The organism is Umezawaea sp. Da 62-37, assembly GCF_032460545.1.
Taxonomy (GTDB): Bacteria; Actinomycetota; Actinomycetes; order Mycobacteriales; family Pseudonocardiaceae; genus Umezawaea.
This window is the reverse complement of record NZ_CP135965.1, coordinates 706,869-732,773: the sequence shown is the minus strand read 5'-3', so window position 1 is coordinate 732,773 and position 25,905 is coordinate 706,869. Positions and strand designations below refer to the sequence as shown.

Annotated in this window: 26 protein-coding genes; 19 read left to right on the top strand and 7 right to left on the bottom strand. The window is 72.3% G+C overall.

The annotated features are described in order from the left end of the window. Positions 1-148 precede the first annotated feature (148 nt). Positions 149-1,006 carry a hypothetical protein gene (locus RM788_RS03135; RefSeq protein WP_315929956.1) on the bottom strand — a complete coding sequence of 286 codons (858 nt, stop codon included), beginning with the start codon at positions 1,004-1,006 and terminating at the stop codon, positions 149-151. A gap of 334 nt (positions 1,007-1,340) precedes the next feature. Here RM788_RS03135 and RM788_RS03130 point away from each other — a divergent pair, with 334 nt between their 5' ends. From RM788_RS03130 to RM788_RS03110, 5 genes are read left to right on the top strand one after another with little or no spacing between them, the layout of a single operon-like run. Then, the gene (locus RM788_RS03130; protein WP_315929955.1) at positions 1,341-2,006 is read left to right on the top strand and encodes a DJ-1/PfpI family protein; all 666 of its coding nucleotides are present in this window, start codon (positions 1,341-1,343) and stop codon (positions 2,004-2,006) included. After that, the gene (locus tag RM788_RS03125) at positions 2,003-2,335 is read left to right on the top strand and encodes a hypothetical protein (RefSeq protein ID WP_315929954.1); all 333 of its coding nucleotides are present in this window, start codon (positions 2,003-2,005) and stop codon (positions 2,333-2,335) included. The genes RM788_RS03130 and RM788_RS03125 overlap by 4 nt, the downstream gene beginning before the upstream one ends. Further along, positions 2,332-2,754 carry a hypothetical protein gene (locus RM788_RS03120; protein ID WP_315929953.1) on the top strand — a complete coding sequence of 141 codons (423 nt, stop codon included), beginning with the start codon at positions 2,332-2,334 and terminating at the stop codon, positions 2,752-2,754. Before RM788_RS03125 ends, RM788_RS03120 begins: the two co-directional genes overlap by 4 nt. 1 nt (position 2,755) lies before the next feature. Further along, the gene (locus RM788_RS03115) at positions 2,756-3,043 is read left to right on the top strand and encodes a DUF3817 domain-containing protein (RefSeq protein WP_315929952.1); all 288 of its coding nucleotides are present in this window, start codon (positions 2,756-2,758) and stop codon (positions 3,041-3,043) included. Further along, positions 3,040-4,197 (top strand): epoxide hydrolase family protein, encoded by a 1,158-nt coding sequence (locus RM788_RS03110; protein WP_315929951.1) that lies wholly within the window; start codon positions 3,040-3,042, stop codon positions 4,195-4,197. Before RM788_RS03115 ends, RM788_RS03110 begins: the two co-directional genes overlap by 4 nt. Here RM788_RS03110 and RM788_RS03105 read toward each other — a convergent pair. Next, positions 4,194-5,273: an alcohol dehydrogenase catalytic domain-containing protein gene (locus RM788_RS03105; RefSeq protein ID WP_315929950.1), complete on the bottom strand. Its 1,080-nt coding sequence runs from the start codon at positions 5,271-5,273 to the stop codon at positions 4,194-4,196. The genes RM788_RS03110 and RM788_RS03105 overlap by 4 nt on opposite strands. Positions 5,274-5,400: 127 nt before the next feature. Between RM788_RS03105 and RM788_RS03100 the strand changes: the two genes are divergently transcribed. The 4 genes from RM788_RS03100 to RM788_RS03085 all read left to right on the top strand — a co-directional run bounded on the left by RM788_RS03100 (position 5,401) and on the right by RM788_RS03085 (position 8,415). Beyond that, positions 5,401-6,189 (top strand): helix-turn-helix transcriptional regulator, encoded by a 789-nt coding sequence (locus RM788_RS03100; protein ID WP_315929949.1) that lies wholly within the window; start codon positions 5,401-5,403, stop codon positions 6,187-6,189. Positions 6,190-6,275: 86 nt separating this feature from the next. Next, on the top strand, positions 6,276-6,731 hold the full coding sequence (locus RM788_RS03095; protein ID WP_315929948.1) for a GtrA family protein: 456 nt from the start codon (positions 6,276-6,278) through the stop codon (positions 6,729-6,731). 131 nt (positions 6,732-6,862) lie between these two features. After that, the gene (locus RM788_RS03090; RefSeq protein ID WP_315929947.1) at positions 6,863-7,555 is read left to right on the top strand and encodes a hypothetical protein; all 693 of its coding nucleotides are present in this window, start codon (positions 6,863-6,865) and stop codon (positions 7,553-7,555) included. Positions 7,556-7,626: 71 nt separating this feature from the next. Beyond that, complete coding sequence (locus tag RM788_RS03085) at positions 7,627-8,415, top strand: SDR family oxidoreductase (RefSeq protein WP_315929946.1); 789 nt, start codon at positions 7,627-7,629, stop codon at positions 8,413-8,415. A gap of 6 nt (positions 8,416-8,421) precedes the next feature. On the opposite strand, the gene RM788_RS03080 is transcribed toward RM788_RS03085, so the two are convergent. Continuing rightward, on the bottom strand, positions 8,422-9,687 hold the full coding sequence (locus RM788_RS03080; RefSeq protein ID WP_315929945.1) for a helix-turn-helix domain-containing protein: 1,266 nt from the start codon (positions 9,685-9,687) through the stop codon (positions 8,422-8,424). A gap of 245 nt (positions 9,688-9,932) precedes the next feature. Between RM788_RS03080 and RM788_RS03075 the strand changes: the two genes are divergently transcribed. After that, a complete protein-coding gene (locus tag RM788_RS03075) occupies positions 9,933-10,250 on the top strand; it encodes a sigma factor (RefSeq protein ID WP_315929944.1) in 318 nt (105 codons plus the stop codon). 330 nt (positions 10,251-10,580) lie between these two features. Here RM788_RS03075 and RM788_RS03070 read toward each other — a convergent pair whose 3' ends face one another. Continuing rightward, the gene (locus RM788_RS03070) at positions 10,581-10,910 is read right to left on the bottom strand and encodes a winged helix-turn-helix transcriptional regulator (RefSeq protein WP_315929943.1); all 330 of its coding nucleotides are present in this window, start codon (positions 10,908-10,910) and stop codon (positions 10,581-10,583) included. A 62-nt stretch (positions 10,911-10,972) separates the two neighbouring features. Here RM788_RS03070 and RM788_RS03065 point away from each other — a divergent pair, with 62 nt between their 5' ends. The 4 genes from RM788_RS03065 (at position 10,973) to RM788_RS03050 (ending at position 15,177) form a co-directional block, all read left to right on the top strand. Next, positions 10,973-11,440 carry a group II truncated hemoglobin gene (locus tag RM788_RS03065; protein WP_315929942.1) on the top strand — a complete coding sequence of 156 codons (468 nt, stop codon included), beginning with the start codon at positions 10,973-10,975 and terminating at the stop codon, positions 11,438-11,440. Positions 11,441-11,612: 172 nt separating this feature from the next. Then, complete coding sequence (locus RM788_RS03060; protein ID WP_315929941.1) at positions 11,613-12,116, top strand: 2Fe-2S iron-sulfur cluster-binding protein; 504 nt, start codon at positions 11,613-11,615, stop codon at positions 12,114-12,116. Further along, entirely contained in the window at positions 12,113-13,102 is a 990-nt protein-coding gene (locus RM788_RS03055; protein ID WP_315929940.1) for an FAD binding domain-containing protein, read from the top strand. The genes RM788_RS03060 and RM788_RS03055 overlap by 4 nt, the downstream gene beginning before the upstream one ends. Further along, a complete protein-coding gene (locus RM788_RS03050) occupies positions 13,099-15,177 on the top strand; it encodes a xanthine dehydrogenase family protein molybdopterin-binding subunit (RefSeq protein ID WP_315929939.1) in 2,079 nt (692 codons plus the stop codon). Before RM788_RS03055 ends, RM788_RS03050 begins: the two co-directional genes overlap by 4 nt. 502 nt (positions 15,178-15,679) lie before the next feature. Here RM788_RS03050 and RM788_RS03045 read toward each other — a convergent pair. Further along, positions 15,680-16,240 (bottom strand): TetR/AcrR family transcriptional regulator, encoded by a 561-nt coding sequence (locus RM788_RS03045; protein WP_315929938.1) that lies wholly within the window; start codon positions 16,238-16,240, stop codon positions 15,680-15,682. Between the two features lie 37 nt (positions 16,241-16,277). On the opposite strand from RM788_RS03045, the gene RM788_RS03040 reads away from it, so the two are divergent. Beyond that, positions 16,278-17,318 (top strand): epoxide hydrolase family protein, encoded by a 1,041-nt coding sequence (locus tag RM788_RS03040; protein ID WP_315929937.1) that lies wholly within the window; start codon positions 16,278-16,280, stop codon positions 17,316-17,318. Here the strand turns inward: RM788_RS03040 and RM788_RS03035 are convergent. Beyond that, the gene (locus RM788_RS03035) at positions 17,315-18,880 is read right to left on the bottom strand and encodes a class I adenylate-forming enzyme family protein (protein ID WP_315929936.1); all 1,566 of its coding nucleotides are present in this window, start codon (positions 18,878-18,880) and stop codon (positions 17,315-17,317) included. The two genes, RM788_RS03040 and RM788_RS03035, sit on opposite strands and share 4 nt — an antisense overlap. A gap of 214 nt (positions 18,881-19,094) precedes the next feature. Between RM788_RS03035 and RM788_RS03030 the strand changes: the two genes are divergently transcribed. Genes RM788_RS03030 through RM788_RS03015 form a run of 4 tightly spaced genes read left to right on the top strand, consistent with a single transcriptional unit; the run spans position 19,095 to position 24,454 of the window. After that, on the top strand, positions 19,095-20,678 hold the full coding sequence (locus RM788_RS03030) for an NAD(P)-binding domain-containing protein (protein WP_315929935.1): 1,584 nt from the start codon (positions 19,095-19,097) through the stop codon (positions 20,676-20,678). Then, the gene (locus RM788_RS03025) at positions 20,675-21,754 is read left to right on the top strand and encodes an alpha-hydroxy acid oxidase (RefSeq protein ID WP_315929934.1); all 1,080 of its coding nucleotides are present in this window, start codon (positions 20,675-20,677) and stop codon (positions 21,752-21,754) included. The genes RM788_RS03030 and RM788_RS03025 overlap by 4 nt, the downstream gene beginning before the upstream one ends. After that, positions 21,751-23,130, top strand: a complete 1,380-nt coding sequence (locus RM788_RS03020; protein ID WP_315929933.1) for a cytochrome P450 — start codon at positions 21,751-21,753, stop codon at positions 23,128-23,130. Before RM788_RS03025 ends, RM788_RS03020 begins: the two co-directional genes overlap by 4 nt. Before the next feature lie 19 nt (positions 23,131-23,149). Beyond that, on the top strand, positions 23,150-24,454 hold the full coding sequence (locus RM788_RS03015; RefSeq protein ID WP_315929932.1) for a cation:proton antiporter: 1,305 nt from the start codon (positions 23,150-23,152) through the stop codon (positions 24,452-24,454). Between the two features lie 62 nt (positions 24,455-24,516). Here the strand turns inward: RM788_RS03015 and RM788_RS03010 are convergent, their stop codons facing one another. Beyond that, positions 24,517-25,812: an MFS transporter gene (locus RM788_RS03010; RefSeq protein WP_315929931.1), complete on the bottom strand. Its 1,296-nt coding sequence runs from the start codon at positions 25,810-25,812 to the stop codon at positions 24,517-24,519. Positions 25,813-25,905 lie beyond the last annotated feature (93 nt).

The window sequence follows — 25,905 nt, the reverse complement described above, 5'->3', positions numbered from 1 at the left end:
GGGTGAGCTGGTCGGCCACACCTCGCCCCGTGGAACCGGTGGAGATCGGACGGGCCCGGACCGCTGTGGTCCGGGCCCGTCCGCGTCTGGTCGTTTCCGCGTCAGGTCACCTGCGCACGGTCACCTGCGCACGGTCACCTGCGCACGGTCACTTGCGCACGGTCAGGACCGTGCTCACGCCCTGACCCACGAACGCGACCAGGCCGGTGAAGGTGACCGGCGTGTCGGTCGACACGCGGCCGGTGGTGATCGCGACGGTGAACCGGGTGGCGCCCGCGGGCACCTGCTGCGAACCGGTCGCGGTGGCCGCGAAACCGTTGCTGCTGCTCAGGTTGATGTACGAGCCGCCTGCCGGGATCGGCGCGCTGAACGTCAGGGTCGCCGTGGCGGGCTTGCCGCCGTTGACCCGGTTCGGCGAGATCGTGAGCGACGTGACGACCGGAGCGGGAGCGGACGTGGAGAGCCAGACGCCGTAGCGGCCCGCGTCGCCCTCGATCGTCTTGGTCGTCAGCACGTTGTCCGGGTAGACCTGGAGATCGCTGGTGCCCGCGCTGATCCGGTACCGGCCCGCGGCGAGGGGGCCGGTGGTGACCCGGTCCTCGTTGGGGCTGCGGTTCTGGTCGACACCCGAGGTGGTGCCGTCGGCGTTGAGCCGGGACAGGCCCAGCGCGATGCCGCCGCGGTCGGTCGAGCTGTTGACCAGCGCCGAACCGACGTCGACGGCGTCGACGGTGTAGGCCTGCCCCTCGACGGCGGTGAACTCGAAGAAGTCCGCGTCCTGGGCGAACCTCTTGCCAGGCAACGGGGTCCGCTCCTGGCAGATGGCCCGGTCGACGGTCGTGCCCACGGCGATCGGCGCGGCGCCCGCCCCGGTGTCGTCGATCTCGAAGCCGTCCGGCGCGCAGGTCACCGCGGCGGTGGCGACACCGGTCGGGACGACGGCGGAGGCCAGGCAGGCGAGCAGGGCTCCGGTCGTGGCGAGCAGACGGGACTGGCTGAGACGCATCAGTGGGCTCCTGTGCCAAGTAGTTGGAAATTCAACTGTCTGGCAGGAACGATGAGAATTCCATGATCTTCCCGGCTCCACGAGCTGTCGATGTCGACAGACTCGGCGCGCACCTGGCCCGAAGGGACCCACCGCCTGGCCCCTACGTGGAGCCGGCGGCCCACCAGCGAGTCGAGGACGCCTCCGGCGGCCGGCCGCGAGTCGATGCCGGCGGTCATCCGGACGGCGCCGCGCCGGCGGGAATCCGTTGGAACCTGGCATTCCTGCCCGTTCTGGTGCCGCGCCACCGCGGTTAGCGTCGAGCTGATCAAGAACGAGGAGGGCTGATCAGGTGATGCACGCGCAGATCGTGTTGTTCGACGGGTTCGACCCGCTCGACGCCATCGCGCCGTTCGAGGTGCTCGGCGCCGGTGCGATGCTGACCGACGGGCTGCTGGAGGTGGAACTCGTCTCGGCGGAGGGCGCGCGGGACGTGCCCAGCGGGATCGCGTCGCTGTCGCTGCGCGCGTCCGCGGGGCTGGAGCCGTCGCGGGCGGACCTGGTGGTGGTGCCGGGCGCGCTGGGGCGGCTGCCCGACGGCGGTGAACCGCGGGACGACGACATCCCCGCCATCCTCGGGCGCACGCTGGACACCGCGTTGCCCGCGCTGCTCGAGGAATGCCTCGACCGCGAGGGCCTGACGGTGGCGACGGTGTGCGGTGGCTCGCTGGTGCTGGCGATGGCCGGGCTGATCGAGGGGCGGCCCGCGACGACCCACCACATGGGGATGGACGTGCTGGACGCCACCGGGGCGGTCGCGGTGGACGCCCGCGTGGTCGACGACGGCGACCTGGTGACCGGCGCGAGCGTGACCTCAGGGCTGGACCTGGCGCTGTACCTGCTGGAACGCGAACTGGGGCCGAGGGTCGCGATCGCCGTGGAGAAGCTCATCGCGCACGAGCGGCGCGGCACCGTCTGGCGTCCCACCGGCGTCGAGCCGACCGCGGGGGCCCGCCCGTGACGTCCGCGGAGGGGACCTGGGAACTCGTCGTCGACACCCCGATCGGCAAGCAGCACGCCCTGCTCGTGCTGTCCACGGAGGACGGTGTGCTGCGCGGAGTCGCCCGAGATCGGCGGCACGGCGGCGAAGTCGTCCTCACCGACCTCGTGGCCGACGGCGACCGGCTGACCTGGGCGCAGGCGATCACCCGGCCGATGAGGCTGAACCTGACCTTCGACGTCACGGTCGACGGCGACACCATGAGCGGCAGGTCGAAGGCCGGACGCCTGCCCACCAGCAAGGTCACCGGTCGCCGGGTCGCGCCCGAGGGGTCCGGAGTGGACGGATGACGAAGCTCCTGCTGTCGATCCACGTGCTGGCCGCCATCCTCGCCGTCGGGCCGGTCGCGGTGGCGGCCAGCATGTTCCCGGCCGCGGCACGCGCGCCCGAACCCGATCGGCCCGCGCTGCGGGTGCTGCACCGCGTCTGCCGCGTCTACGCCGTCGTCGGGATCGCCGTGCCGGTCTTCGGCCTCGCCACCGCGAGCAGCCTCGGCGTGCTCGGCGACGCGTGGCTGCTCGTGTCGATCGGCCTGACTGCGGCGGCCGCCGCCGTGCTGGGACTGCTCGTGCTCCCCGGCCAGCGCGGCGTGCTGTCGGACGGGGCGCCTGCCAGGCGGCTGGCCATGCACACCGGGATGTTCAACCTGCTGTGGGCCGCGGTCACCGTGCTGATGATCGTGCGCCCCGGCTCGACGACGGGAGCGTGACGTGACCCCACCCCGACGGGCCCTGCGGATCGCCGCCGCGGTCGAACTGGTCTCACTGGTCCTGCTGCTGACCAACCTGCTCACGGTGCACTGGCGCCAGGTGTCGTCCCTGCTGGGGCCCACCCACGGGTGCGCCTACCTGGTCGTCGTCGTGCTGGCGTTCCGCTGGGACGCGGCGTCCACGCGGACGCGCCTGCTGTCGATCGTGCCCGGCGTCGGTGGTCTGCTCGTGCTGCGGCAGCCCGCGGACGTGCACTCGGGCCGGGAAGACCGGATGCTGGGCGGATGAACGGTGACGTCACGACCGAACCCGTCCGGGCGCTCCTGGACACCGACGCGCTCGACCGGTTGCGCGACCGCCTTGCCGGCGCCCGACTGCCCGCAGCGGACACCGGCGGATGGGAACGGGGCGTGCCGTCGGACTGGCTGGCCGAGCTGGTGGCGGACTGGAAGTCGTTCGACACCGCGGGGTTCCAGTCCAGGTTGGACGGTCTGACCCACCTGCGCGCCGACGTCGACGGCCAGTCGCTGCACGTGGTGCACGCGCCGGGCCGTGGGCCGGACCCGTTGCCGCTGCTGCTGACCCACGGCTGGCCCGGCTCGTTCTGCGAGTACCTCGACATCATCCCGCTGCTGACCGACCCGGCCGCGCACGGCGGCGACCCGGCCGACGCGTTCACCGTCGTCGTGCCGTCGCTGCCGGGCTTCGGCTTCTCGGCACCGCCCCCGCCCGGCGGTCTCACGGCCGAGGCGGTCGCCGGGCTGTGGCACCGGCTCATGGCCGACGGCCTGGGGCACCCGCGGTACGCGGCCCACGGCAGCGACCTGGGCGCAGGCGTCACCGCCCGGTTGGCCCGCGCGCACCCGGACGCCGTCCTCGGCATCCACCTGGCCACGCCCGGCCTGCCGACGGCACCGGAGCCGTGGACACCCGCGGAACGGGCCTACGCGGCCGAAGCCGAGGCGTGGACCGCCGAGGAGGGCGGGTACGCCCACGAGCACTCCACCAAGCCGGCCACGCTGGGAGCGGCCCTGCTCGACTCACCCGTGGGCCTCGCGGCGTGGATCGGCGAGAAGGTCACCGCGTGGAGCAGCACCACCGACGGGGGAGCGCCCGCGTTCGACCGGGACCTGCTGCTGGGCACGCTCACCCTGTACTGGACGACCGGCACGATCACCTCGTCGCTGCTGCCCTACTGGGCGTCCCTGCACACCCCCGGCAGCGCGCTGCCCGCCGACGACCCGTCGCCGGTGCCCACGGCGGTCAGCGTCTTCGGCGGCGAGCGCGTCCCGTTCCCCAAACCGCCGCGCCTGCTCGCCGAGCGGTTCTACACGCTCACCGACTGGCACATGCACGATCGCGGCGGCCACTTCCCGGCGGTCGCCGAACCCCGGTTGTTGGCCGAGACCCTCCGCGAGGTGTTCCGGCCGTTGCGCGGTTAGGGCCGGATGACGGTCAGCGCGAACCGGCGGTTGTCGCTCGCGGCGTGCGCGACGGCCTCGTTGGCGTGGTCGAGGTCGAAGGCCGTGACGTCGAACGCGGCCAGGTCCAGCAACCCCGCGTCCACCATGCTGATGAGCTGGACGTTGGCCTCGCGCGGGTACATCCACTGCCCGCGCACGGTCACGTTGTTGCGCATGATCCACGGGTAGGGCAGCGCGAGGTCGTCGCCGCCGAGCATCCCCACCCCGCCCATGAGGACGACCCGGCCGTGCTCGCGGACGGTCATCGCGGCCGCTCGGACCGGGGTGGTGCTCGCGGACGGCGGCAGCAGGTCCAGGACGAGGTCGATCGGGCCGGGGGCCGTGCCCTTCATCCGCTCGCGGTCGTCGGCCTCGTCGCCGGAGAGCCGGACGGTCCGCACCCGCGGGCCGAACCGGTGCTCCAGGTCGGCCAGCACCTCCTCGTCGCGGCCCGGCGCGACCACGCAGCCGGCCCCCATGGCCAGGGCGACGGCCACGGCGGCGCTGCCGAAGTGCCCGGTCGCGCCGCTGACCAGGACCGTCTCGCCCGCCCTCAGATCGCCCGCGAGCAGCCCGCCGAACGGCACGAGGCACAGGTTGAGGGCGGTCCACCGGCCCGCGTCGGCCGGGTTGACCGAGCCGAGCGGATACGCGTTCTCGGTCGGGACGAGCAGGCGCTCGGCGTACGAGCCCTGCCCGAAGTGCTCCTGCAACCGCAGGCCGCCGTCACCGCGGGCGCTCGCGCCCTGCAACGTGATGTCCGGCGTCCGCGCGTCGTCGCGCGAGCGCACGGTCGGGTCGCACAGGACCCAGTCGCCGGGCGCGAGCCGGGTCGAGTCGGGCCCGACGGCGCGCACCCGGCCCACCGCCCCGGCGCCGGGGACGACCGGCGGGGTGAGGAGGTAGCGCCGCTCGCCGCTCAACACCTCGGCCGCGTACGGCAGCACCCCCGCGGCCACGACGTCGACGACCACCTCACCCGTGCCGAGCACCGGGTCGGGGACCTCCCGCACCGAGAGCGGCGATCCGAAGGCTTCGAGCACTGCGGCTTTCATGGCTGGTCCACTTCCGTCGTCCGACCTGGCACGGCCATCGTGCGCGGATCGCCGGACCGCATCCAGGCCTAGTACTGTCCTGGGACTGGGCAGTGCCACCCGGCGGAGGGCGACGGCGTTGACGGAGATGACCCGCACCGGACTCGGCGACTTCCTGCGCTCCCGGCGCGAACGGCTGACCCCGGAGGCCGTCGGCCTCCCCGCGGGGCGCAGGCGGCGCACGCCCGGCCTGCGGCGCGAGGAGGTGGCCGAACTCGCGGACATCGGCGTGGACTGGTACATCCGCCTGGAACAGGGGCGGACGGTGACCCCCTCGTCCACCACGGTCGACGCCCTTGCCCGCGCGCTGCGCCTGGACGAGGTGGAGAAGGCGCACCTCAGGGCGTTGGCGCGCAACGTCGCCCGGCGCGGGTTCGAGCGGGAGGAGGTGCCGCCGACCACCCGGCGCCTGGTCGAGGGCCTCGACCGCCCCGCCTACGTCACCGGCCGCCGCTGGGACGTCCTGGCCTGGAACGCCGCCACCACCGAGCTGTTCACCGACTTCGGGAGGCTGCCCGAGGGGGACCGCAACATCCTCGTGTACCTCCTGCTGGACCCGACCGCGCGGCGGCTGTTCGGACCGGGCTGGCAGGCGCAGGCGAAGCACGTCGTGGCCCAGTTCCGGGCGGTGTACGACCTGTGGGCGCTCGACCCGGCGTTCGTCGACCTGGCCGCCCGCCTGCGCGACGGCTGCCCCGAGTTCGAGACCTGGTGGGACCAGCACGACGTCCTCGGCAGCGGGGCGGGCCGCAAGTCGCTGCACGACCCCGTCAGGGGCGAGGTGGAGTACGACTACGCCACCTTCCAGGCCAACGAGGACCCGGCGCTGAAGTTGACGATCTACGCGCCGGTGTCCGGCGTACTGCGCCCGCGGTAGACGAAGGCCTGCACCGGGACGATGATCTCCGGCCGTCCGAGGCGGAAGCTCGACCCCGTACGACGTCGAGACCTTCCGGAGTGGCCATGATGATCGACCTCGCCCCGCGCGACCACCTCGTGCCGAGCGCGCCGCGGGTGTCGCGGCCTCTGGTCGGCCAGGCCGTGCGCTTCGGACTGGTCGGCACCGCGTCCACCCTGGCCACGTTCGGCGTCTACGGACTGCTCAGGCTCGTGATCCCGGCCGTGTTCGCCAACCTGCTCGCCATCGCGGCCACGACCGTCGTCAGCGCCGAACTGCACCGCCGGGTCACCTTCTCCGGCGCGACCGCAGTGCCGGACCGGATGGCCGTGCAGAACCTCGTCAGCTGGGCCTGGTCGAGCGGGGCGACCTCGCTGGGGCTGCTGGTGCTGGAGTCGTTCGTCGCCGAGCCGACCTACGTGCAGGAGACCGCGGCCATGACCGTCATGACGGTCATCGGCGGCGTGGCCCGCTTCGCGGTGCTGCGGTGGTGGGTCCTGGTGCCGCGGCGGTCCGCCTGATCCCCTTGGCGAAGGGCTGGGGAGTTGTGCGTTGATGATTGATCCGCGGCCGTGTGAGTGAATTTCCCGCAATTCGGCGGACGAATTCCGCGAGGCTGTAACACCAACCGGCCCTCGGCAGACTTTCTGTTATGACGACCGGTGGTGAAGACAGCGAAGATCCGACCACTCGCAACGGGATGCAGGGCGAATTCGGTTCAGCCACGCAGGCTGGGCGAATCGTCAACTTCCACCAAAGCCAGAGCGATCGTCGTGTGGTCGACCACGTCCCCCTCATCATCCTGGGAACACTCGGGATAATCGGCTTGGCCGGGATCGTGGTGGTCGCGCTGACACCGTTCTCGTCACCGAACTCCCACGACGTCGCGCCAAGCGGCACGTCGGCTCCGGTGGCAGCTCCCGGTCGAACGTCGTTGCCCAACGAGCCGCGACCCGTCGGCACCTGCCCCGACGGCCGCCTTCGGGCCGTCGGTGCCGCTCCGGCCGAGGTCGTGGAACCCCTCTACACCTACATCGCCACGATCAACTGCGGGCCGGACAGCGGGCAGGAATACCACTTGATCATCGAGTACGATTCGGCCGTCAACAAGAACTTCGAACACTCCGAATGGTATCCGCAACTGGAGACCGCGATTCCCGTGGCGGGCGCGGTCAGCATCAGCCGAAAGGCCGAACCGCCGGGGTCGACCAGGCACCTGTACGTCATATCCTGCACATCGGGGGAATGGGCGGGGTGGACGAACGGCTTCCATCCGGGAGAAGAGATCCTCAAGAGGTGGCCGGGTTCGTTGGCGAGCGAGCGCACCGCCGTCACTCGACGGTGACCTTTGTTCCGCTTGACCTTCCCCCTACCGGAAGGCGGAACGTCGGGGACATCCGACGACCGAGGGGAACCATGGACGAGCACAGCAGCACCACGATCAGCGAGTCGCTCGCCGGACGGCGGGCACTGGTCACCGGTGGCAGTCGCGGGATGGGCGCGGCCGTCGTGGCCCGGCTCACCGCCGCGGGGGCCGTGGTCATGACCACCGCGCGCGGCGCGACCGACTCCGAGCTGGTCATCGCCGCCGACATCAGCACACCCGAGGGCGCGGCGACCGTGGTCGAGCGGGTGACCGAGCGGCTCGGTGGCCTCGACATCCTGGTGAACACCGTCGGCGGCTCGCACGCGGGTCCCGGCGGGTTCGCCGCGCTGTCGGACGAGCGGTGGCGGGAGGAGCTGGAGACGAACCTGCTCAGCGCCGTCCGGCTGGACCGGGCGTTCATCCCGGCGATGATCCAGGCGGGCGCGGGCGCGGTGGTGCACGTGTCGTCGATCCAGCGGCGGATGCCGTTGTTCGAGGCGACCCTGGGGTACGCCGCGGCCAAGGCGGCGCTCACGACGTACAGCAAGGGGCTGGCGAACGAGGTCGCGCCGAAGGGCGTGCGGGTCAACAGCGTCGCGCCGGGGTTCGTGCGGACCGACGGCGCCGACGGGCTGATCCGGCGGATCTCCGAGGGGCAGGGGATCGACCTCCAAGCGGCGCTGCGGCAGGTGATGGACTCGCTCGGCGGGATCCCGATCGGGCGCCCGGCGTCACCGGCCGAAGCGGCGGAGCTGATCGCGTTCCTGGTGTCCGACCGGGCTGCGTCGATCAGCGGGGCCGAGTTCGTCCTGGACGGCGGGACCCTGCCCACGGTGTAGGAGGCCCTACAGCAGGCCGGCGAACGTGTGGAGCAGGCGGTGCATCCGGTAGTGGCCGTTCGGGAACCGCTCCAGCAGGCCCTCCGCGTGCAGCCGGTCGAGCGCCTGTCGCGCCTGGCCGGGGTCGGTGCCGGTGAGCGCGGCGGCGTGGGCGACGTCGGTCTCGGCCGGCCCGCGGCCGAGGTGCCGGAGCAGCCGCGCGGTGTCAGCCGGCAGCCGGTCGCAGGACGCCTCGAACGCGCCGCGCACGCTCAGGTCGCCCGCTGTCAGCGTCGCCAACGCGGTGCGCGGGGTGCGCATCTGCTCGGCCAGGTGCGCGACGGGCCAGTGCGGACGGGTGGTGAGGCGGTTCGCCGCGATCCGCAGCGCCAGCGGGAGACCACCGCACTGCTCGACGACCCTCTCCACCGCCTGCTCCTCGCCGATGGCCCGCGCGGGACCGAGCACCGACTCGAACAGGCGGCGCGCGGTGGCGGGGGACAGGCTCCCCAACCGGATCCGCGACACCCCGTCCAGGTCGGCCAGGTCGCGCCTGCCGGTGATGACGGTCAGGCAGCCCGGCCGGGCGGTGAGCACCGGACGGACCTGCTCGGCACCGGTGGCGTCGTCGAGGACCAGCAGCAGCCGCTTGCCGCGCGCCAGCGACCGGTGCAGCTCGGCGCGGTCGGCGAGTGCCGCGGGGAGGCGCGACTCCGGCACGCCCAACCCGGACAACAGCCTGCCGAGCAGGACCGCGGGGTCGGCCGGGACGTCGGTGGTGCCCGCCAGGTCGAGGAGGACCTGACCGTCGGGGAACAGGTCGGCCACCAGGTGACCGAGCCGGACCGCCGTGGCGGACTTGCCGCTCCCCGGCGCACCGTGCAGCAGGACGACCCGGCCGGGTCCGTCGGCCGCCGAACGGGCCAAGCCCGTCAGAACGCTCAACTCGGCGTCCCGACCGGTGAAGTGGGTGGTGCCCACGGGCAGCTGCGACCACGGCGCGGGCGCAACCACCCGCGGATCCGCCGGGGGCTTGGCCACCTTGCCGTTGCGCGCGACGCGCAGGAACTCGTCGCGCTCGTCCGGGCTCAACCCCAGCGCGGTAACCAGCCGGTCGAGGGTGCGCCGCTGCGGCCACCGCGCGCGGGCGCCCTCCATGTCGCTGATCGCGCGGACGCTGACCGCGGCGAGATCGCTCAACTCCTCCTGCGTCAGCCCCGTCCGCTTGCGGTAGGCCGACGCCAACGCCGCGAGCCGGGTCGGATCGGGGATCGCCTCGCCCGCCACGGTCACCCGACCAGGTGGTCGACAAGCGTGCGACCGGGCGTGCTCCGGGCGCTTCCGCTTTCAGACGCGGTCATCAGCTCAGGATATCGCCTGCCCGTTCGGAACCCCGCCCGGCGAACCGCTCCACGCCGGGACCGGACACCGCCCGAACGCCGGTTCTGCCGGTGGTTGCACGTGGAGACCACCGCCCACGCCCACCACACTGGCCCGAAGCCCGCCGTCGCGGTGGGACCGGGACGTGGAAGGCGGGCATGACTCGAAGGGACCACACGGCCGAGGCGTTCGTCCGGTCGTTGTTCGGACACCACGGCCGCTCGATGCTGGCCTACGCCGAACGCCTGACCGGACACCGCGCCGTCGCGGAGGACGTGGTCCAAGAGGCCCTGCTCCTGGCCTGGCGCCACGCGGAACACCTGCCCGCGCCCGAACACCGACGCGGCTGGCTGCTCGCCGTGATCCACAGGATCGCACCCGACCGGAACCCCCGGTCGCACCACCGCGAACCCCGAACCACAGCTCCCACCACCCGTGCGGACCACCATGCCACCCTGCTCCACACCGCCGGGTAACCCCGACCCACCGGGCAGGCCGACCCGGAACCGAAGGCCACAGCCGGATCCGCCGACCCACGACGGCACCGCGCAAAGCGGCCACCCACGCCGACACCGGGCGAACCTGCCCCGTCACACCGACAGCGAGCCGACCTGCCGCCCAGCCACCCACCGAGCGTGCTCGTCCGCTTGTGCGGTCGGCTTGACCTGGGGTTTTTGGGCTTGAACCCACGTCGGCGGCAGCTCCACCACCTGCCCTTCCAGCCCGACGAAGCCAAAGGGGGCTCCAAGTCAAGTCGGCCGCACTCGGAGCACGGCTGAAGCGACACCCGGTGACAACCCGACACCTCACCCGACCGCGGTCCCCGTCCTCTCAGCCCTCCCCGTCCCCCAGTCGTACAACGCCTGGAGGACCGGCCCCAGGCTGGCGCCCTCCTCCGTGAGCCGGTACTCCACCTTCAACGGCGTGCCGTCGTACTCCACCCGCTCCACCAGCCCCGCCTCCTGCAACTCCCGCAACCGCTGCACCAGCATCTTCTCGCTCACGTCCGGCATCCGCCTGCGCAGTTCGCCGTACCGGTGCACCCCTTCCTTCAGGTGCGCCAGGATCACCGTCCGCCACTTGCCTCCGACGACGTCGACCGCCAGCTCGACCGGGCAGTGGTAGCGCTTGGCCATGGGGGCTCCTTACCGAATGGTGCGTACTTGATCATCCGTGCGGCTGGTGGTGGGCTCTGGCCATGAACGGTAGAGACATCCCGAGCCTGCACGAGTGGGCAGGCGGCACGGCGGCGTTCGTGGAGCTGTGCGAAGCGTTCTACCGGCTGGTCCGCGTGGACGACCTGCTGGCGCCGCTGTTCGCGGACATGCACCCCGAGCACGCCCGGTTCGTCGCGCTCTGGCTGGCCGAGGTCTTCGGCGGGCCGGCCGACTACACCGCCGAGCGCGGCGGCTACGGCCCCATGGTGGCCAGGCACATCGGCAAGGCGATCACCGAACCGCAGCGCAGGCGCTGGGTGAACCTGATGGTGGACGCCGCCGACGAGGTAGGCCTGCCCGCCGACCCGGAGTTCCGGGCGGCCTTCGTGGGCTACGTCGAGTGGGGCACCCGCCTCGCGGTGGCCAACTCCGCCCCCGGCGCGGACCCCGTCCGCGAGGCGCCCGTCCCGCGCTGGGGCTGGGGAGTGGCGCCGCCGTACCAGGGCTGAGCGGCATCCGGAGCTGCTACCGCCGCTATTGCTTCAGTGTTGACCAAAACCAATGTCCGGCCCGGCCGAACACGACCGTTCGCGTCACCCGCACCGGCCGAATGGGGGTACCGGCGATTGACCCGCCGGAGAACCGGGCACTCCTCGCTGACGACGAGCGGAGGAGTCACGGGTGGAGAGCGACATCGAGCTGCACGTGGACGGCCGGGCACGGCAGGTGCGACTGGACAGCCGGACGACGTTGCTGGACGCGTTGCGCGACGGGCTCGGTGCCACGGCGCCGAAGAAGGGGTGCGACCACGGGCAGTGCGGGGCGTGCACGGTGCTGCTCGACGGGCGGCGGGTCGTCACGTGCCTGACGTTCGCGATCGCCCACGACGGCGCGACGGTGACCACGGCCGAGGGACTCGCCGATGGTGAGCGGCTGCACCCCGTGCAGGAGGCGTTCATCGAGCGCGACGCCTTCCAGTGCGGGTTCTGCACGCCGGGGCAGGTGTGCTCGGCGGTCGGGATGCTCGCCGAGGTGGCCGAGGGCCGTCCCAGCGCGGCGACCGCGGACCTCGCGGGCGCGGTGGAGCTGTCCGGTGAGGAGATCCGCGAAAGGATGAGCGGCAACCTCTGCCGATGCGCCGCCTACGGCAACATCGTCGACGCCATCCAGGACGGTGCCCGGTGATCCCCTTCGACTACGAGCGACCGTCCGATGTGGATGGCGCGATCGCCACGGCGACCTCGCGCGGATCGGTGGCCTTCCTCGCGGGCGGCACGAACCTGGTCGACCGCATGAAGCTCGGCGTCACCGAGCCCGAACTGCTGGTCGACCTGGGTGGTCTGCCGCTCGACGACGTGGAGGAGCTGCCGGACGGGGGGCTGAGGGTCGGCGCGACCGTGCGCAACAGCGACCTGGCGGCGCACCCGGTGGTCCTGCGCGACTACCCGGTGCTGGCCCGCGCGCTGCTGTCGGGCGCCAGCGGCCAACTGCGCAACCTCGCGACGACCGGTGGAAACCTGTTGCAGCGCACCAGGTGCGTGTACTTCCAGGACGTCACCACGCCGTGCGGCAAGCGCGAACCCGGCACCGGCTGCTCCGCGGTCGGCGGTTCCACCCGGCAGCACGCGATCCTCGGGGCGTCCGAGCGGTGCGTGGCCACCCACCCGTCGGACATGGCGGTGGCGATGGCCGCGCTGGACGCGCGGGTGCGCGTGCGGGGACCGGAGGGTGAGCGGGTGATCCCGCTCGTGGACCTGCACCGGCTGCCCGGCGACGAGCCGGAGCGCGACACGGTTCTGTCCGGGGGTGACCTGATCACGGCCGTGGACCTGCCGCCGTTGCCGCCAGGCACCCGTTCGCTGTACCGGAAGGTCCGCGACCGCGCCTCGTTCGCCTTCGCCCTGGTGTCCGTGGCCGCCGTGCTGCGGGTCGAGGGCGGGGTCGTGCGCGACGTGCGGATCGCGCTCGGGGGAGTGGCGCACAAACCTTGGCGGGCCACGACCGCCGAGGAGGAGCTCTTGGGCGGCCCGGCCACCGAGGAGGCGTTCCGCCGGGCGGCCGAGCTGGAACTGGCCGCGGCGCGACCGTTGTCCGACAACGGGTTCAAGGTGCCACTGGCCCGCAACACGATCGTCGCCGCGCTGCGCGAACTGAGCTTGGAGGAACGATGACCGAAGTGATGCCGCCGCGTGCGCTCGGCCAGTCCCCGCGCCGGGTCGACGGCCCCGCCAAGGTCACCGGCACCGCGCCGTACGCGGGCGATCAGCGGGTGACCGACCCCGCGTACCTGGAGCTGGTGCAGGCGCGGGTCGCCCGCGGCACCGTGACCGGGGTCGACACGACAGCCGCGCTCGCCCTTGACGGCGTGCTCGCGGTGCTGACGCCCGACAACGCGCCGACCCTCGCTTCGACCGACGACGCCGAGCTGGACGCGTTCCGGCACGAGATCGGTTTCCGCGGCCAGGTCGTCGCCGCCGTGGTCGCGCGGACCCGCGAGATCGCCCGGCAGGCGGCCGGGCTGGTCCGGGTGGAGGTCGACGAGCACCCGCACGACGTGCACCTGAGCGCCGATCGCGACGACCTGCGCGCGCCCGAGGAGGTGAACGCGGGCTTCGAGACCGATACCGATCAGGGCGACGTGGACGCGGCCATGGGAGAGGCCGCATTCAGTGTCGACGAGACGTACAAGACGGCCTGGTACAACAACAACCCGATGGAGCCGCACACCACGACGGCGCAGTGGACCGGCGACTGGTTGCTGCTGCACGACTCCACGCAGGGCGTGCACCCCACCCGCGAGACCGTGGCCAAGGTGCTCGGGCTCGACCCGGAGCACGTGCGGGTCGTCGCGCCTCACGTCGGCGGCGGGTTCGGGTCCAAGGGCACGGCGCACGTCCACGTGGTCGTCGCCGCCCTGGCCGCCCAGGCGGTGCCCGGCACACCGGTCAAGCTCGCCCTCACCCGGCAGCAGATGTTCTCCCTGGTCGGCTACCGGACGCCCACGATCCAGCGGGTCCGGCTCGGCTGCGACGCGGGTGGGCGGCTCTCGGCCGTGGCCGTGGACGTGGTGGAGCAGACGTCGCGGATCAAGGAGTACGCCGAGCAGACCGCCGTGTCGAGCCGGATGATGTACGCCGCGCCGAACCGGCGCACGACGCACCGGCTGGCCGTGCTGGACGTTCCGGTGCCCTCGTGGATGCGCGCGCCCGGCGAGTGCCCCGGCATGTTCGCGCTGGAGGCCGCCGTCGACGAGCTGGCGATCGCCTCCGGGGTGGACCCGGTGGAGTTCCGGATCCGCAACGAGCCGGACGTGGACCCCGACTCGGGCAAGCCGTTCTCCAGTCGCAACCTGGTGGCGTGCCTGCGCGACGGCGCCCGCAGGTTCGGCTGGGCGGATCGCGATCCGGCGCCGCGGGTCCGCGAGGAGGCGGGCTGGCTCATCGGGACCGGTGTCGCGTCCTCGACCTACCCGGTCAACAGCATGCCCGGATCGGTGTCCACCATCCGGTACGTGATCCCCGGCCGGTACCGGGTGGAGATCGGCGCCGCGGACATCGGCACCGGCACGTGGACCTCGCTCGCGCAGGTGGCGGCGGACGCGCTGGGCGTGCCGTTCGAGGACGTGGAGATGCAGATCGGCGACACGGCGCTGCCGAACGCCTCGGTGGCGGGCGGGTCGTCCGGCATCACGTCGTGGGGTTCGACGGTCGTGGCCACGGCGCGCGCGTTCCGGGAGAAGTTCGGCGACGACCCGGACGAGGGCGACGAGATGACCGGCGAGATGCCGGAGGCCTCCGGCGACGACTACGCCATGCACGCGTTCGGCGCCCAGTTCGCCGAGGTCCGGGTGCACGTGGACACCGGCGAGGTCAGGGTCCCGCGCCTGCTCGGGGTGTTCGCCGCGGGCCGGATCGTCAACCCGCGACTGGCCCGCTCGCAGCTGGTCGGCGGCATGACGATGGGCCTGTCCATGGCTCTGCACGAGGAAAGCGTGCTCGACGAGCGGTTCGGGCACGTCGTCAACCACGACTTCGCCGAGTACCACATCGCCACCAACAGCGACGTCCCGAACGTGGAGGCGCACTGGGTGGAGGAGGACGACCCGCACGTGAATCCCATGGGCACCAAGGGGATCGGCGAGATCGGCATCGTCGGCACCGCCGCCGCGATCGCGAACGCCGCCTACCACGCCACCGGGGTGCGGGTGCGCGAACTCCCCCTGACGCTGGACCACTTCCTGGACTGAGCACGACCCGCGAACGCGAGCAGGGCTGGTGGGAGTCGCCGCTCCTACCAGCCCTGCCGTGTCGCGCACCGCACCGGTGGACGCCTCTCGGCGAGTGGCCACTCGTGGTGGCGAAGGGGTGAGGCCCGGGGGTCCTGACCGGTGCGGCATCCAGTACAACGCTTGGGGCGTCGGGATGTTTCCCGGCCGGGTGTCGTGGTCGCCACACTTCCGCCCCGGTCGGTTGTCGGTGGTGTCGTGGTCGGGTGTGCGGTCCGGAGGTCGGCCGATACCTTGCGTGCCAAGGGTTTCGGTGGGATGCGCGCGCTTCGAACCGGTCTGTGAACGCGAGCAGGGCTGGTGGGAGTCGCCGCTCCCACCAGCCCTGCCGTGTCGCGCACCGCACCGGTGGACGCCTCTCGGCGAGTGGCCACTCGTGGTGGCGAAGGGGTGAGGCCCGGGGGTCCTGACCGGTGCGGCATCCAGTACAACGCCTGGGGCGCCGGGATGTTCCCGTCGTGCGTCATCCGTCGGCGAGGCGCTGGATGGTGGTGCCCAGCCAGGCGTGGAGGTCGGCGGGGTCGCCGAGTTCGGAGCGCAGGACGCGGCGGCGGGTCGAGACGCCGAGGACGAAGGCGTCGATGGCGGCGGCGCGGCGGTGGGCTTCGGTGTCGTCCAGGCCGCTGTCGCGCAGGTAGCGGTGCAGCGGTTCGAGCGAGTTCGCGTCGAGGAAGGCGGCCAGCGCCTCCGCCGCCTCCGGGCGTTCGCCGGACGCGCGTTGCAGCACCAGCAGCGGGTCCTCGCCGGGTGCGCCGAACCAGCGTCGGACGATGCTCGCCGCGAGGCGCGAGCCCAGGGCGGAGAGGTCGCCGTCGAAGGAGTCCGAGACCGGGATCTCCACCCTGGTGGCGGCGAGGAAGAGGCCGTCCTTGCCGCCGAAGTAGCGGGTGATGAGGTTGGGCGACACGCCTGCCGCGTCGGCCACGCCCTTGACCGTGCTCGCGGCGAACCCGTGCCGGGCGAACTGGTTCCGCGCGTGCTCCAGGATCCGCTGCCGGGTGGCGGCCGCGTTGCGGGAAGTCATGTGTACGAGCATACACATGATGTGTACGGTGATACACATGGACCACGACCTCAAGGAACGACTTCGGCTCACGCGGCGCGTGACGACCCCGTGGAGCGATGACGGGACGCGTGGCCTGAGCGGCACCCGCCTCGACGACCTGCTCGAACGCTGGGCGGACGGGTACGACTGGGGCGTGCACGAGCGCCGCGTCGGCGAGTACCCGTGGACGACGGTGCGGGCGGGCGGCACCGAGCTGCGGGTGATCCACCAGCGGTCCGCGGATCCCGGCGCCCCGGTCGTCGTGCTGCTGCACGGCTGGCCCGACTCGGTGCTGCGGTTCGAACGGGTGCTGCCCCTGCTCGCGGACGTGCACGTGGTCGTTCCCGCGCTGCCGGGCTTCCCGTTCGCCGCCCCGCTCACCACTCCCGGCATGTCGGTCAACCGCATCGCCGGGATCGTGGCGGACGCGCTGGACCGGCTCGGCTACCCGCGGTACACGCTGTCCGGCGGCGACGTGGGCGGCACCGTCGCGGAGATCCTCGCGGCCGAGCACCCGGACCGGGTGGCCGCCCTGCACCTCACGAACGTCGCCCCGCTGCACGCGCTCACGGCCGACAGGGCGGGGCTCGCGCCCGACGCGGTCGCCTACCTCGACCGGTCGGCGGGGTGGTTCCGCGCCGAGGGCGGGTACATCGCGGAGCAGTCGACCCGGCCGAACACCCTCGCCGTCGCCCTGGGCGACTCACCCGCGGGCCTCGCGGCGTGGATCGTCGAGAAGCTGGAGTCCTGGTCCGACGGGTCGGCCTTCACCGCGGACGAACTCCTCACCCGGGTCAGCGCCTACTGGGTCACCGGCACCATCGGCACCTCGTTCGCCACCTACACCGAACCGGGCACCCTTCCCGGCCGGATCGACACGCCGACCGTGCTGTCGGTGTTCCCGCACGACCTCAAGCCGGAGCCGCGCGGCTACGCCGAGGCGTTCCTCGACGTCCGCGAGTACGTGGAACACCGCGCGGGCGGTCACTTCGCGGCCTGGGAACAGCCCGAGGCCTACGCCGACGACGTGCGCCGTGCGATCGCGCTGGGCGGCTAGCGCCCCGACGGGCGGCGCGCCGAACTGCCCAGGAAGACGCCGGTGGGCAGCGCGGAGAGCAGGGCGCGCTTGTCCGGCTTCCCGCTGGGCGCCACGGGAACGCCGGGGACGACGGTGATGGTCGCCGGAACGGCCGCCTCGCCGAGCGCCGCGGCGACCAGCGCGCGCAGGTCGTCGGGGTTGGGGTCGCGGTCGCCCGCGCGGACCACGAACGCGTGCGCGGCCTCGCCGGTGCGCTCGTCCGGCGCGCCGACGACGTAGGCCTGGTCGACCCGGGGGTGCGAGGCGAGCGCCTGCTCGATCGGCCCGGCGTAGTGGATGATCGCGTTGACGATGATCACGTCGCGGGCGCGGCCGGTCAGGTGCAGGAAGTCCCGCTCGTCGAGGTGGCCGATGTCGCGGGTGCGCACCCACCCGTCGCGCAGCAGGTCCGCGGTCTGCTCCTCGTCGTTCCAGTACCCCTTCAGCGCGTACGCCGTGCGGACCCAGATCTCGCCGATGCGGCCCGTGGGCAGCGGGTGGCCGTCGTCGTCGCGCACCTCGAGTTCGATCCCGGCCCACGGTCGCCCGACCGAGCCGATCGCGCCCGGCCAGGTGGCGACGTCCTCGGCGGTCAGCATGGTGATGAGCCCGATCTCGGTCTGCCCGTAGCCCTGCCGCACGGCGGGGCCGATCCGCTCGAACGCCTCGGCCATCCGGTGGGGGGCGATGGGGGAGCCGGACACGATCATCACGCGCAGGCCGCTCAGGTCGACCCGCTCCGCGCGCAGCACGTCGAGCACGTGGTGCAGCCGCGCCACGGTCAGCAGGCACGCGGTGACCCGCAGTTCCGGGATGACCCGCGGGAACACCGGCAGGCCCTCGGGGATCACCGCGGTGCCGCCCGACAGCAGGCACACGTGCAGGTGCTCCTGCATCACGACGCTGGTGAGCGTGCCGAACAGCAGGAACCGGTCGTACCCCTCGGAGAGCCGCTCCGCCCGCGGGTCCCTGACCCGGAGGTGCCACCACTTCGCGCTCATCGCCGCGTAGGTGAGGGCGACGCCCTTCGGCGTCCCGGTGCTGCCGCTGGTGAACGTGACCACGGCGACGTCGTCCGGATCGCCGACGGCGACGGGCTTCTCCGGCTCGCCCTGGAGTCCGGGGCCGATCCGCAGCACGGTCGCGGACCCCGCCGCGGCCACCAGTTCGGGCGTGCCGACGGCGTCGTCGACCACCAGCGCGTCCACGTCGCCCACGACGTGGGGGAGCTGCGCCGGGGTGAGACCGGGGCGGACCCCGACGACGCGGCAGCCCAGGGCGTAGGCGGCCAGCAGGACGGCGAACCCCTCCGGGGTGACGGCGGTGCCGACGGCGACCCCTCGTCCGGGGCCGAGCCCGGCGGCCCGGAGCCCGCTCGCGAACCGGCCGACCAGGTCGAGCAGTTCGCCGCGGGTCACCGTGCGCGCACCGTGCTCGAACGCGACCCCGCCCGGATCGCGGTCCAGCGAGTCGAGCAGCGCCTGGGGGAACACGCCATCGGTCGAACTGCCCACGTCGATCTCCGCTCGCGCCGGTGTCACCGTTCTGCGCACTCCCTACCAGTGCGGTCCACCCCCGACGGGAATCGACAGGAAGTCGACAGGAAATCACTCCATTCGGTCTAGCTTTTATCTTCTCATCATTGTCGGCACCTCCGCCGAATGGCTGTGATGTGGACCACACTTGCTAAATAGGGGCAAGTGCTTTAAACCTCAATCACGTCAGTGCGTCACTGGTCGGTGATCGGAGAATTGGGTGTCGGGCGAACAGTCGATCGATTACCTCGTGGTCGGCGGGGGTCCTGCCGGCTTGCAGGCGGGCTATTTCCTCGCCCGTGCGGGGCGGAGTTACCTCATCGTCGAATCGGGGGATTCGCCGGGCACTTTCTTCACCCGCTTCCCCCGGCACCGGAAGTTGATCTCGATCAACAAGGTGCACACCGGCTGGGACGACCCGGAGCTGCGCCTGCGCACCGACTGGAACTCGCTGCTGTCGGAGGAGAACGCGCCGCTGTTCACCACCTACACGCCCCGCTACTTCCCGGCGGCCGAGGACTTCCTGCGCTACCTCGCCGACTTCGCGACCGCCCACGACCTGGCGATCCGCTACGGCACGCGCATTGAGGAGATCAGCCGCCCGGATGACTTCGTGGCCCGTGACCAGGACGGGAACACCTACCGGGCCAAACGCGTGATCATGGCGACCGGCGTCTCGTTGCCGTACGTGCCCGACATCGAGGGCGTCGAACTGGCCGAGCTCTACTACGACACCCCCGCCGACCCCGAGGGCTTCACCGACCAGCGGGTCCTCATCGTCGGGCGCGGGAACTCCGCGTTCGAGACCGCGGACAACCTGATCGAGAACGCCGCCGTCATCCACGTCGCCGGACCCGGCTCGCTGCGGCTGGCCTGGCAGACGCACTTCGTCGGCCACCTCCGCGCGGTCAACAACAACTTCCTGGACACCTATCAGCTCAAGTCCCAGAACGCGCTGCTCGACGGCCGCATTTTGAGCATTCGGGCCGACGGTGACGGGTTCCTCGTCCGCGTCTCATTTGCACGGGTGGACGAAGTGGTGAAGGAAATTCGCTACGACCGGGTGATCCTGGCCACCGGCTTCCGTTTCGACGCGTCGGTGTTCACCCCGGAATGCCGTCCTGAATTGACCATCAACAACCGCTTCCCGGCCCAGACCGAGACCTGGGAATCGATCAACGTCCCCGGCCTGCACTTCGCCGGGACCATCACCCAGGTCCGCGACTTCAAGAAGTCGACCAGCGGTTTCATCCACGGTTTCCGCTACGGCGTGCGCGCCCTGCACCACATCCTGGAGCAGCGCCACCACGACGTCGCCTGGCCCAGCCGCGAGCTGGCCCCGACCGCGGAGGCCGTCGCCGACGCCGTGATCGACCGGGTCAACCGCAGCTCCGCGCTGTGGCAGGTCTTCGGGTTCCTGTGCGACGCGGTCCTGGTCGGCTCGGACGGCTCGGTGCGCTACGCCGAGGAGATCCCGGTCGCGCACCTCGAGGCGGCCGCGGGCACAGGCGTGTTCGGCGACGTCGAGTCCTACCTGACGATCACCCTGGAGTACGGCGAGGACCACGACCTGGTCAACCCGTTCGACATCACGGCGGGCCGGAATTCCCAGCAGGACACCAGCGGGCTGGACGGGCGCTACCTGCACCCGGTCGTGCGCCGGTACCGCGGCGGGGAGTTCGTGGCCGAGCACCACATCACCGAGAACCTCGAGAACGAGTGGGACAGCGAGGCCGTGCACCGCGCTCCGCTGCGCGAGTTCCTGCGCGCGCACCTGGAACGGGTGACGGCGGGCAGGCCGTGAGTCCCGGCCTGTCCGACCTGCACGACCGGGCGCGCGAACTGCTGGACCCGGTGCACTACGACTACTTCGCGGGCGGCGCGGCCGACGAGGTCGTGCTGGCGGACAACGAGCGCGCGTTCGGGCGGTTCGCGCTGCTGCCCCGGATCCTGCGCGGCACCCCGACCCGCGACCTCGCCGTGGCGCTGCCCGGCGCGCGGGCGTCGATGCCGGTCGTCGTGGCGCCCACCGCGTTCCACCGGCTCGCGCACCCCGACGGCGAGCTGGCCACGGCCAGGGCGACCGCCGCCGCGGGCACGGTCCTGGTGTCCAGCATGGCCTCCACCGTGGCCGTCGGCGCCGTGGTGGCCGCGGCGCGGTCGGTCGACCCGGCCGCCGCGGTCTGGTTCCAGCTGTACCTGCAACCCGACGCCGAGGTCACCCGGTGCCTGGTGCGCCGGGCCGAGGACGCCGGGTGCACCGCGCTCGTCGTCACCGTCGACTCACCGGTGTTCGGCCGCCGTGAACGCGACGTCCGCAACGGCTTCGACGACCTGCCCGCCGGGTTCGCCGCGGAGAACATGCGCGACCTGCCGGGCGGACCGCCGGGCGGGACCCGCGACATCGAGATGTCGGCCGCGCTCTCCTGGGATGACCTCGACCTCGTGCGCGCCCGCACAACCCTGCCCGTGCTGCTCAAGGGAGTGCTCCACCCCGAGGACGCCCGGCTCGCCGTCGAACGCGGACTCGACGGGATCGTCGTCTCCAACCACGGCGGCCGCCAGTTCGACGCCGTTCCCGCCGCCCTCGACGCGCTCCCGCGGATAGCGGACGCCGTTGACGGGCGGGTCCCCGTGCTGCTCGACGGCGGGGTGCGGCGCGGCAGCGACGTGGCGCTCGCGCTCGCCCTCGGCGCCACCGCGGTCGGCGTGGGCCGGCCGGTGGTGTGGGGTCTGGCCGCCGACGGTGAGGACGGCGTGCGGCAGGTGCTGGACCTGCTGCGCGACGAGTTCGACCACGCCCTCGCGCTCTGCGGCGGCCGCGGCCTCGCCGACCTGACCCGCGACCTCGTCGTCACCAGGGGAGCGGCCTCGTGGTGAGCCTCGCCAAGGTCGTCGCGACGTGCGCCGTGCTGTCCACCCCGTACTGGCTGCCCGACCAGGTGGTCGCGTTGCGCGGCAAGGTGTTCGCGCGCGTCAACGGCGACAACGCCATGACGTTCCCCGACGACCTCGTCGGCGCCGACCGGTTCGAGGAGGTCTACTCCCACCCCGCCGCGAACGGCCGCAGCAGGGGCGCGGGCCTGTCGGACCTGTTCTGGTACTGGCTCTCGCCCGGACCCGAGGTCCACCAGGAGCACCTGGAGGCCGGACCGCGCTACGACGACGTGGCCCGCTGCACGCTGCGGATCCTGGCCGGACCCAGCGCCGAGCTGTCCGCCGCCGCGGGCCGCCGCACGGCGTCCGTCCTCGACGAACTCGTGACCGGCCGGGCGACGCTGGTCCGGCTGCGGGACCTGATGATGCCGGTGTGGGCCGAGTTCTTCCACGGCCTGCTGTTCCGGGAACCCTGTCCGCCCGAAGCGAGGGCGCTCATCGTCGGCCACGCCCGCGACGTCGTGACCTCCCTGAAGTGCACCGGCCTGCGCCACCCCGCGCGCCGGGCCCGGCTCACCCGCTACCTCGAACGCCGGGTGCGCGCGGGGGAGGTGGCGCACGAACTGCCGTCGACGCTGACGGTCCAGGAGCAGGTGCACTACCTCCAGGGCACGTTCCTCAACACCGCCGTGGTGCAGATGTCCGAGGCGATGGCGCACCTGCTGCTCGTGCTGGCCCGCCACCACGACGTGCAGGAACGCCTGGCCGCCGACCCGGCCGATGACCGCTACCTGGGCCACGTGCTGGACGAGACCTTCCGGATGTACCCCCTGTTCGGCATCGCCCACCGGATCACCACCGCCGACATCGAGGTCGACGGGCGCACCACGCTGCCGTCGGGTTCGGTGCTGTGCTTCAGCTACCCCGACTACCACGCCACCGGGTACGACGACCCGGAGGTGTTCGACCCGTCCCGCTGGGAACGGCTGTCCGGCCGCACCGCCCACCACATCCCGTTCGGCGTCGCGGCCAACCGGCCGTGCCCCGCGTGGCGGCTGTCCCCGCTGATCATGCGGGCCGCCGTGCGCGAGGTGCTGGCCCGCTTCACGCTCGACTCCACCGTCTCGCACACCCGGTCCATCCCGCACGCCGCCCCGTGCCTGCTGGTCCGCCGTGACGACCCGCTGCCCGCCCACCGCGTCCTCGCGGTCCGGGCGTTCCTGCGGGTCCGCGACCGGTGGGAGGACCTCTGGCGCAGCCTCCTGCAACTGGGGCTGGGCACCTGGATGGTGTTCGACGCCCGACGCGCCCGGCTCGCCGGGAACTACTTCGACGCGCGGGACGCCGAGCCGCAGCAGGTCTGCCCGTCCACCGGCTGACCCACCCGACCCGAAGGGCGTGACGACCTTGTCCCCAACCCAGCTGGCACCCGCGTTCTTCATCGCCGTCGCCGTCATCCTCGTGACGTGCAGGCTCGTCGGCTGGGCGCTGCGCTCCATCGGCCAGCCCCCGGTGGTCGGCGAGATGGTCGCGGGCGTCGTCCTCGGCCCGTCGGTGCTCGGCCTGATCGCGCCGGGCGTCGAGACCGCGCTCTTCCCCCAGCAGCTCCGCCCGGTCCTGTACGTCGTGGGCCAGATCGGGCTCGTGGTGTTCATGTTCCAGACGGGCTACGAGTTCCGGGTGGACCGCGTCCGCCGCGTCGCCCGGTCGGCCGCCGCGATCTCCCTGGCGGGCGTGATGGCCCCGCTCCTGCTCGGGGTCGGCCTGAGCCTGCTGACCTACAACCTGGTCGACGTCTTCGTGCCGGGCGTGCCGCTGCTGGTGTCCGTGCTGTTCGTCGGCGTCACGCTGTCGATCACGGCCTTCCCCATGCTGGCCCGGATCATCACCGAGCGCGGACTCACCGACACCCGGTTCGGCTCCCTCTCGCTGGCCGCGGGCGCCCTGGACGACGGGGTGGCGTGGGTGCTTCTCGCGGGCGTGCTCAGCATCGCCGCGGGCAGCGCCGGGCTGTTCGCGGTCGCGGCGGGCGGCACGGTGGTGCTGGTGGCCATGCTCGCGCTCCTGGTCCGCGCCCGTGATCGCATCGGCGCCGTGACCGAGCGGCTCAGCCCCAACCACCTGCTGCTCATGGTCGTCGTCATGCTGTTCATGGCCTGCTGGTACACCGACGTGATCGGCCTCTACGCGGTGTTCGGCGCGTTCGCCCTCGGTGTGGTGTTCCCGCACACCGCCGCCGTGGACAAGGCGGTCGCGACGATCAACCCGATCAACCTGGTGTTCCTGCCCCTGTTCTTCACCTACTCCGGCCTCAACACCGACTTCGGCCTGCTCGTCCACCCCTCGGTGCTGCTGTTCGCCCTGGCCTGCGTGGCCGTCGCCGTGCTCGGCAAGTTCGGCGCCTGCTGGCTCGCCGCCCGCCTGGCGGGCGAATCGCAAGCCGTGGCCCTGCGCGTCGGCACCCTGATGAACGCCCGCGGCCTGATGCAGCTCATCGCCATCAACGTCGGACTCGCCGCCGGGATCGTGACCAGGGAACTGTTCAGCGTCCTGGTCGTCGTCGCCCTGGTCACCACCATCATGGCCACCCCGATGCTCGGCTTCTGGGACCGCCGCGACCGCAACCGCGGGGCGCGGGAGCCGGTGGACGCGGCGGAGGCGCCTCCGGTGGTGCCCGCGCCCGCGGGGGACGAGGTGCGGTGAGAGGGGTCGGCGCGGTGATGAGCCGCACCTGTCCGGTCGTCGTGCCCTGACGGTCCGCCGGCTCACACCCGCTGCGGCCGCAGGGCGTAGTACCCGGCGGCGGCGGTGCCGAGGCAGAGGGCGATGGCGCTCAGGCCCAGTGACCAGTGGACGCCGATGGCGGCGCCGAGCAGGCCGACGGTGAAGCCGCTGCCCGCGCGGAGGCCGCCCGAGGACATGCCGTAGAGGCCGATGACGCGTCCGCGGTCGGCCGGCGGGGCGAGGAGTTGGACGACGGTCTGGCCGATGGACATCGAGGCCATGTTCGCGACGCCGCCCACGAGCAGCATGAGCAGTGCGAGCGGGTAGCTGGTGGTGAACGCGAAGAACAGGCTGGTCAGCCCGAAGACGCCGGTGCTGACGACGGCGGCGGGGACGTTGGGTTTGATGCGACCGCTGGCCTCCAGCAGGATGCCGCCGACGACTCCGCCCACGCCGTTGGCGAACAGCAGGACACCGTAGGTGAGGCCCGCGCCGCCGCTGCCCAGGTCGTGGGCGAAGATCGGCATGGACGACTGGAGCGAGGCGCCGACGAAGAACGAGCCGAGCCCGGCCAGCACGATCATGCTGACCAGCGTGCGGTTGGAGCGGACGTCGCGGAACACGCGCAACGAGTCCACGATGCCGAGCCGCGCGCGTTTCCCGCCCTCGTTGCGGATGTGGCCGGTGAACCTGGTGCGGAACAGGAACAGCGTGAGCGGCAGGTAGAACGCGACGTTGGCGAAGATCCCGCCGATCGGCCCGAACCCCAGCAGCAGCGCCGAACCGACCACGGGTCCGAAGAGGACGCCGAGGCTGCGGAACGTGGCGTTGAGCCGGACCGCGCTGGGCAGCTCGTCGGGTTCGACGAAGTCGTGCAGCAGCAACTGCTCGCCGGGACCCCACAGCGCGCCCGCGCACCCGTGCAGCACCAGCAGCACGCACGCGTGCCAGACCTGCAAGGTGTCGGTGAGGAACAGGACTCCCCAGGCGACCGAGACCGCCATGAACAGCACCTGCGCGGCCTGGATCAGCCTGCGGCAGTCGAAGCGGTCGGCCAGCGATCCGAAGTAGACGGAGAAGAACAGGAACGGCAGCCAGTGGCTGATCACCTGGAACCCGCTGAGCGCGGGGGAGTGGAACTTCTCCCACAGCACCCAGTACGTGATCACGTGCTCGACGTTGTCCGCCATCATCGCCAGGCCCGCGCCGAACAGGTACGGCCTGCAGTCGCGGTTGCGCAGCGCGGCGAACTTGCGCGGTCCGGTGGGCGCGGGACCGGGATCGGCGATCGCCCCCGGTTCGGGGACGTGGGCGGGAACTCCGCACGCGGCGCACATGATCGCGGTCTCCTCGGGTCTGGCCTGGGTGGTGCGGGGTCGTCACGGGCCGTGCGGGACCCCGGAGACCATTCGACCACCGGGGAGCCCGCG

Bases quoted from the DNA above. Each gene is read 5' to 3' on its own strand.
- RM788_RS03085 (WP_315929946.1), top strand. From the start codon at position 7,627: ATGGACGAGCACAGCAGCACCACGATCAGCGAGTCGCTCGCCGGACGG.
- RM788_RS03010 (WP_315929931.1), bottom strand. From the start codon at position 25,812: ATGTGCGCCGCGTGCGGAGTTCCCGCCCACGTCCCCGAACCGGGGGCG.
- RM788_RS03100 (WP_315929949.1), top strand. From the start codon at position 5,401: ATGACCCGCACCGGACTCGGCGACTTCCTGCGCTCCCGGCGCGAACGG.
- RM788_RS03105 (WP_315929950.1), bottom strand. From the start codon at position 5,273: ATGAAAGCCGCAGTGCTCGAAGCCTTCGGATCGCCGCTCTCGGTGCGG.
- RM788_RS03070 (WP_315929943.1), bottom strand. From the start codon at position 10,910: ATGGCCAAGCGCTACCACTGCCCGGTCGAGCTGGCGGTCGACGTCGTC.
- RM788_RS03040 (WP_315929937.1), top strand. From the start codon at position 16,278: ATGGACCACGACCTCAAGGAACGACTTCGGCTCACGCGGCGCGTGACG.
- RM788_RS03135 (WP_315929956.1), bottom strand. From the start codon at position 1,006: ATGCGTCTCAGCCAGTCCCGTCTGCTCGCCACGACCGGAGCCCTGCTC.
- RM788_RS03090 (WP_315929947.1), top strand. From the start codon at position 6,863: ATGACGACCGGTGGTGAAGACAGCGAAGATCCGACCACTCGCAACGGG.
- RM788_RS03095 (WP_315929948.1), top strand. From the start codon at position 6,276: ATGATGATCGACCTCGCCCCGCGCGACCACCTCGTGCCGAGCGCGCCG.
- RM788_RS03120 (WP_315929953.1), top strand. From the start codon at position 2,332: ATGACGAAGCTCCTGCTGTCGATCCACGTGCTGGCCGCCATCCTCGCC.
- RM788_RS03065 (WP_315929942.1), top strand. From the start codon at position 10,973: ATGAACGGTAGAGACATCCCGAGCCTGCACGAGTGGGCAGGCGGCACG.
- RM788_RS03110 (WP_315929951.1), top strand. From the start codon at position 3,040: ATGAACGGTGACGTCACGACCGAACCCGTCCGGGCGCTCCTGGACACC.
- RM788_RS03130 (WP_315929955.1), top strand. From the start codon at position 1,341: ATGCACGCGCAGATCGTGTTGTTCGACGGGTTCGACCCGCTCGACGCC.
- RM788_RS03050 (WP_315929939.1), top strand. From the start codon at position 13,099: ATGACCGAAGTGATGCCGCCGCGTGCGCTCGGCCAGTCCCCGCGCCGG.
- RM788_RS03045 (WP_315929938.1), bottom strand. From the start codon at position 16,240: ATGACTTCCCGCAACGCGGCCGCCACCCGGCAGCGGATCCTGGAGCAC.
- RM788_RS03075 (WP_315929944.1), top strand. From the start codon at position 9,933: ATGACTCGAAGGGACCACACGGCCGAGGCGTTCGTCCGGTCGTTGTTC.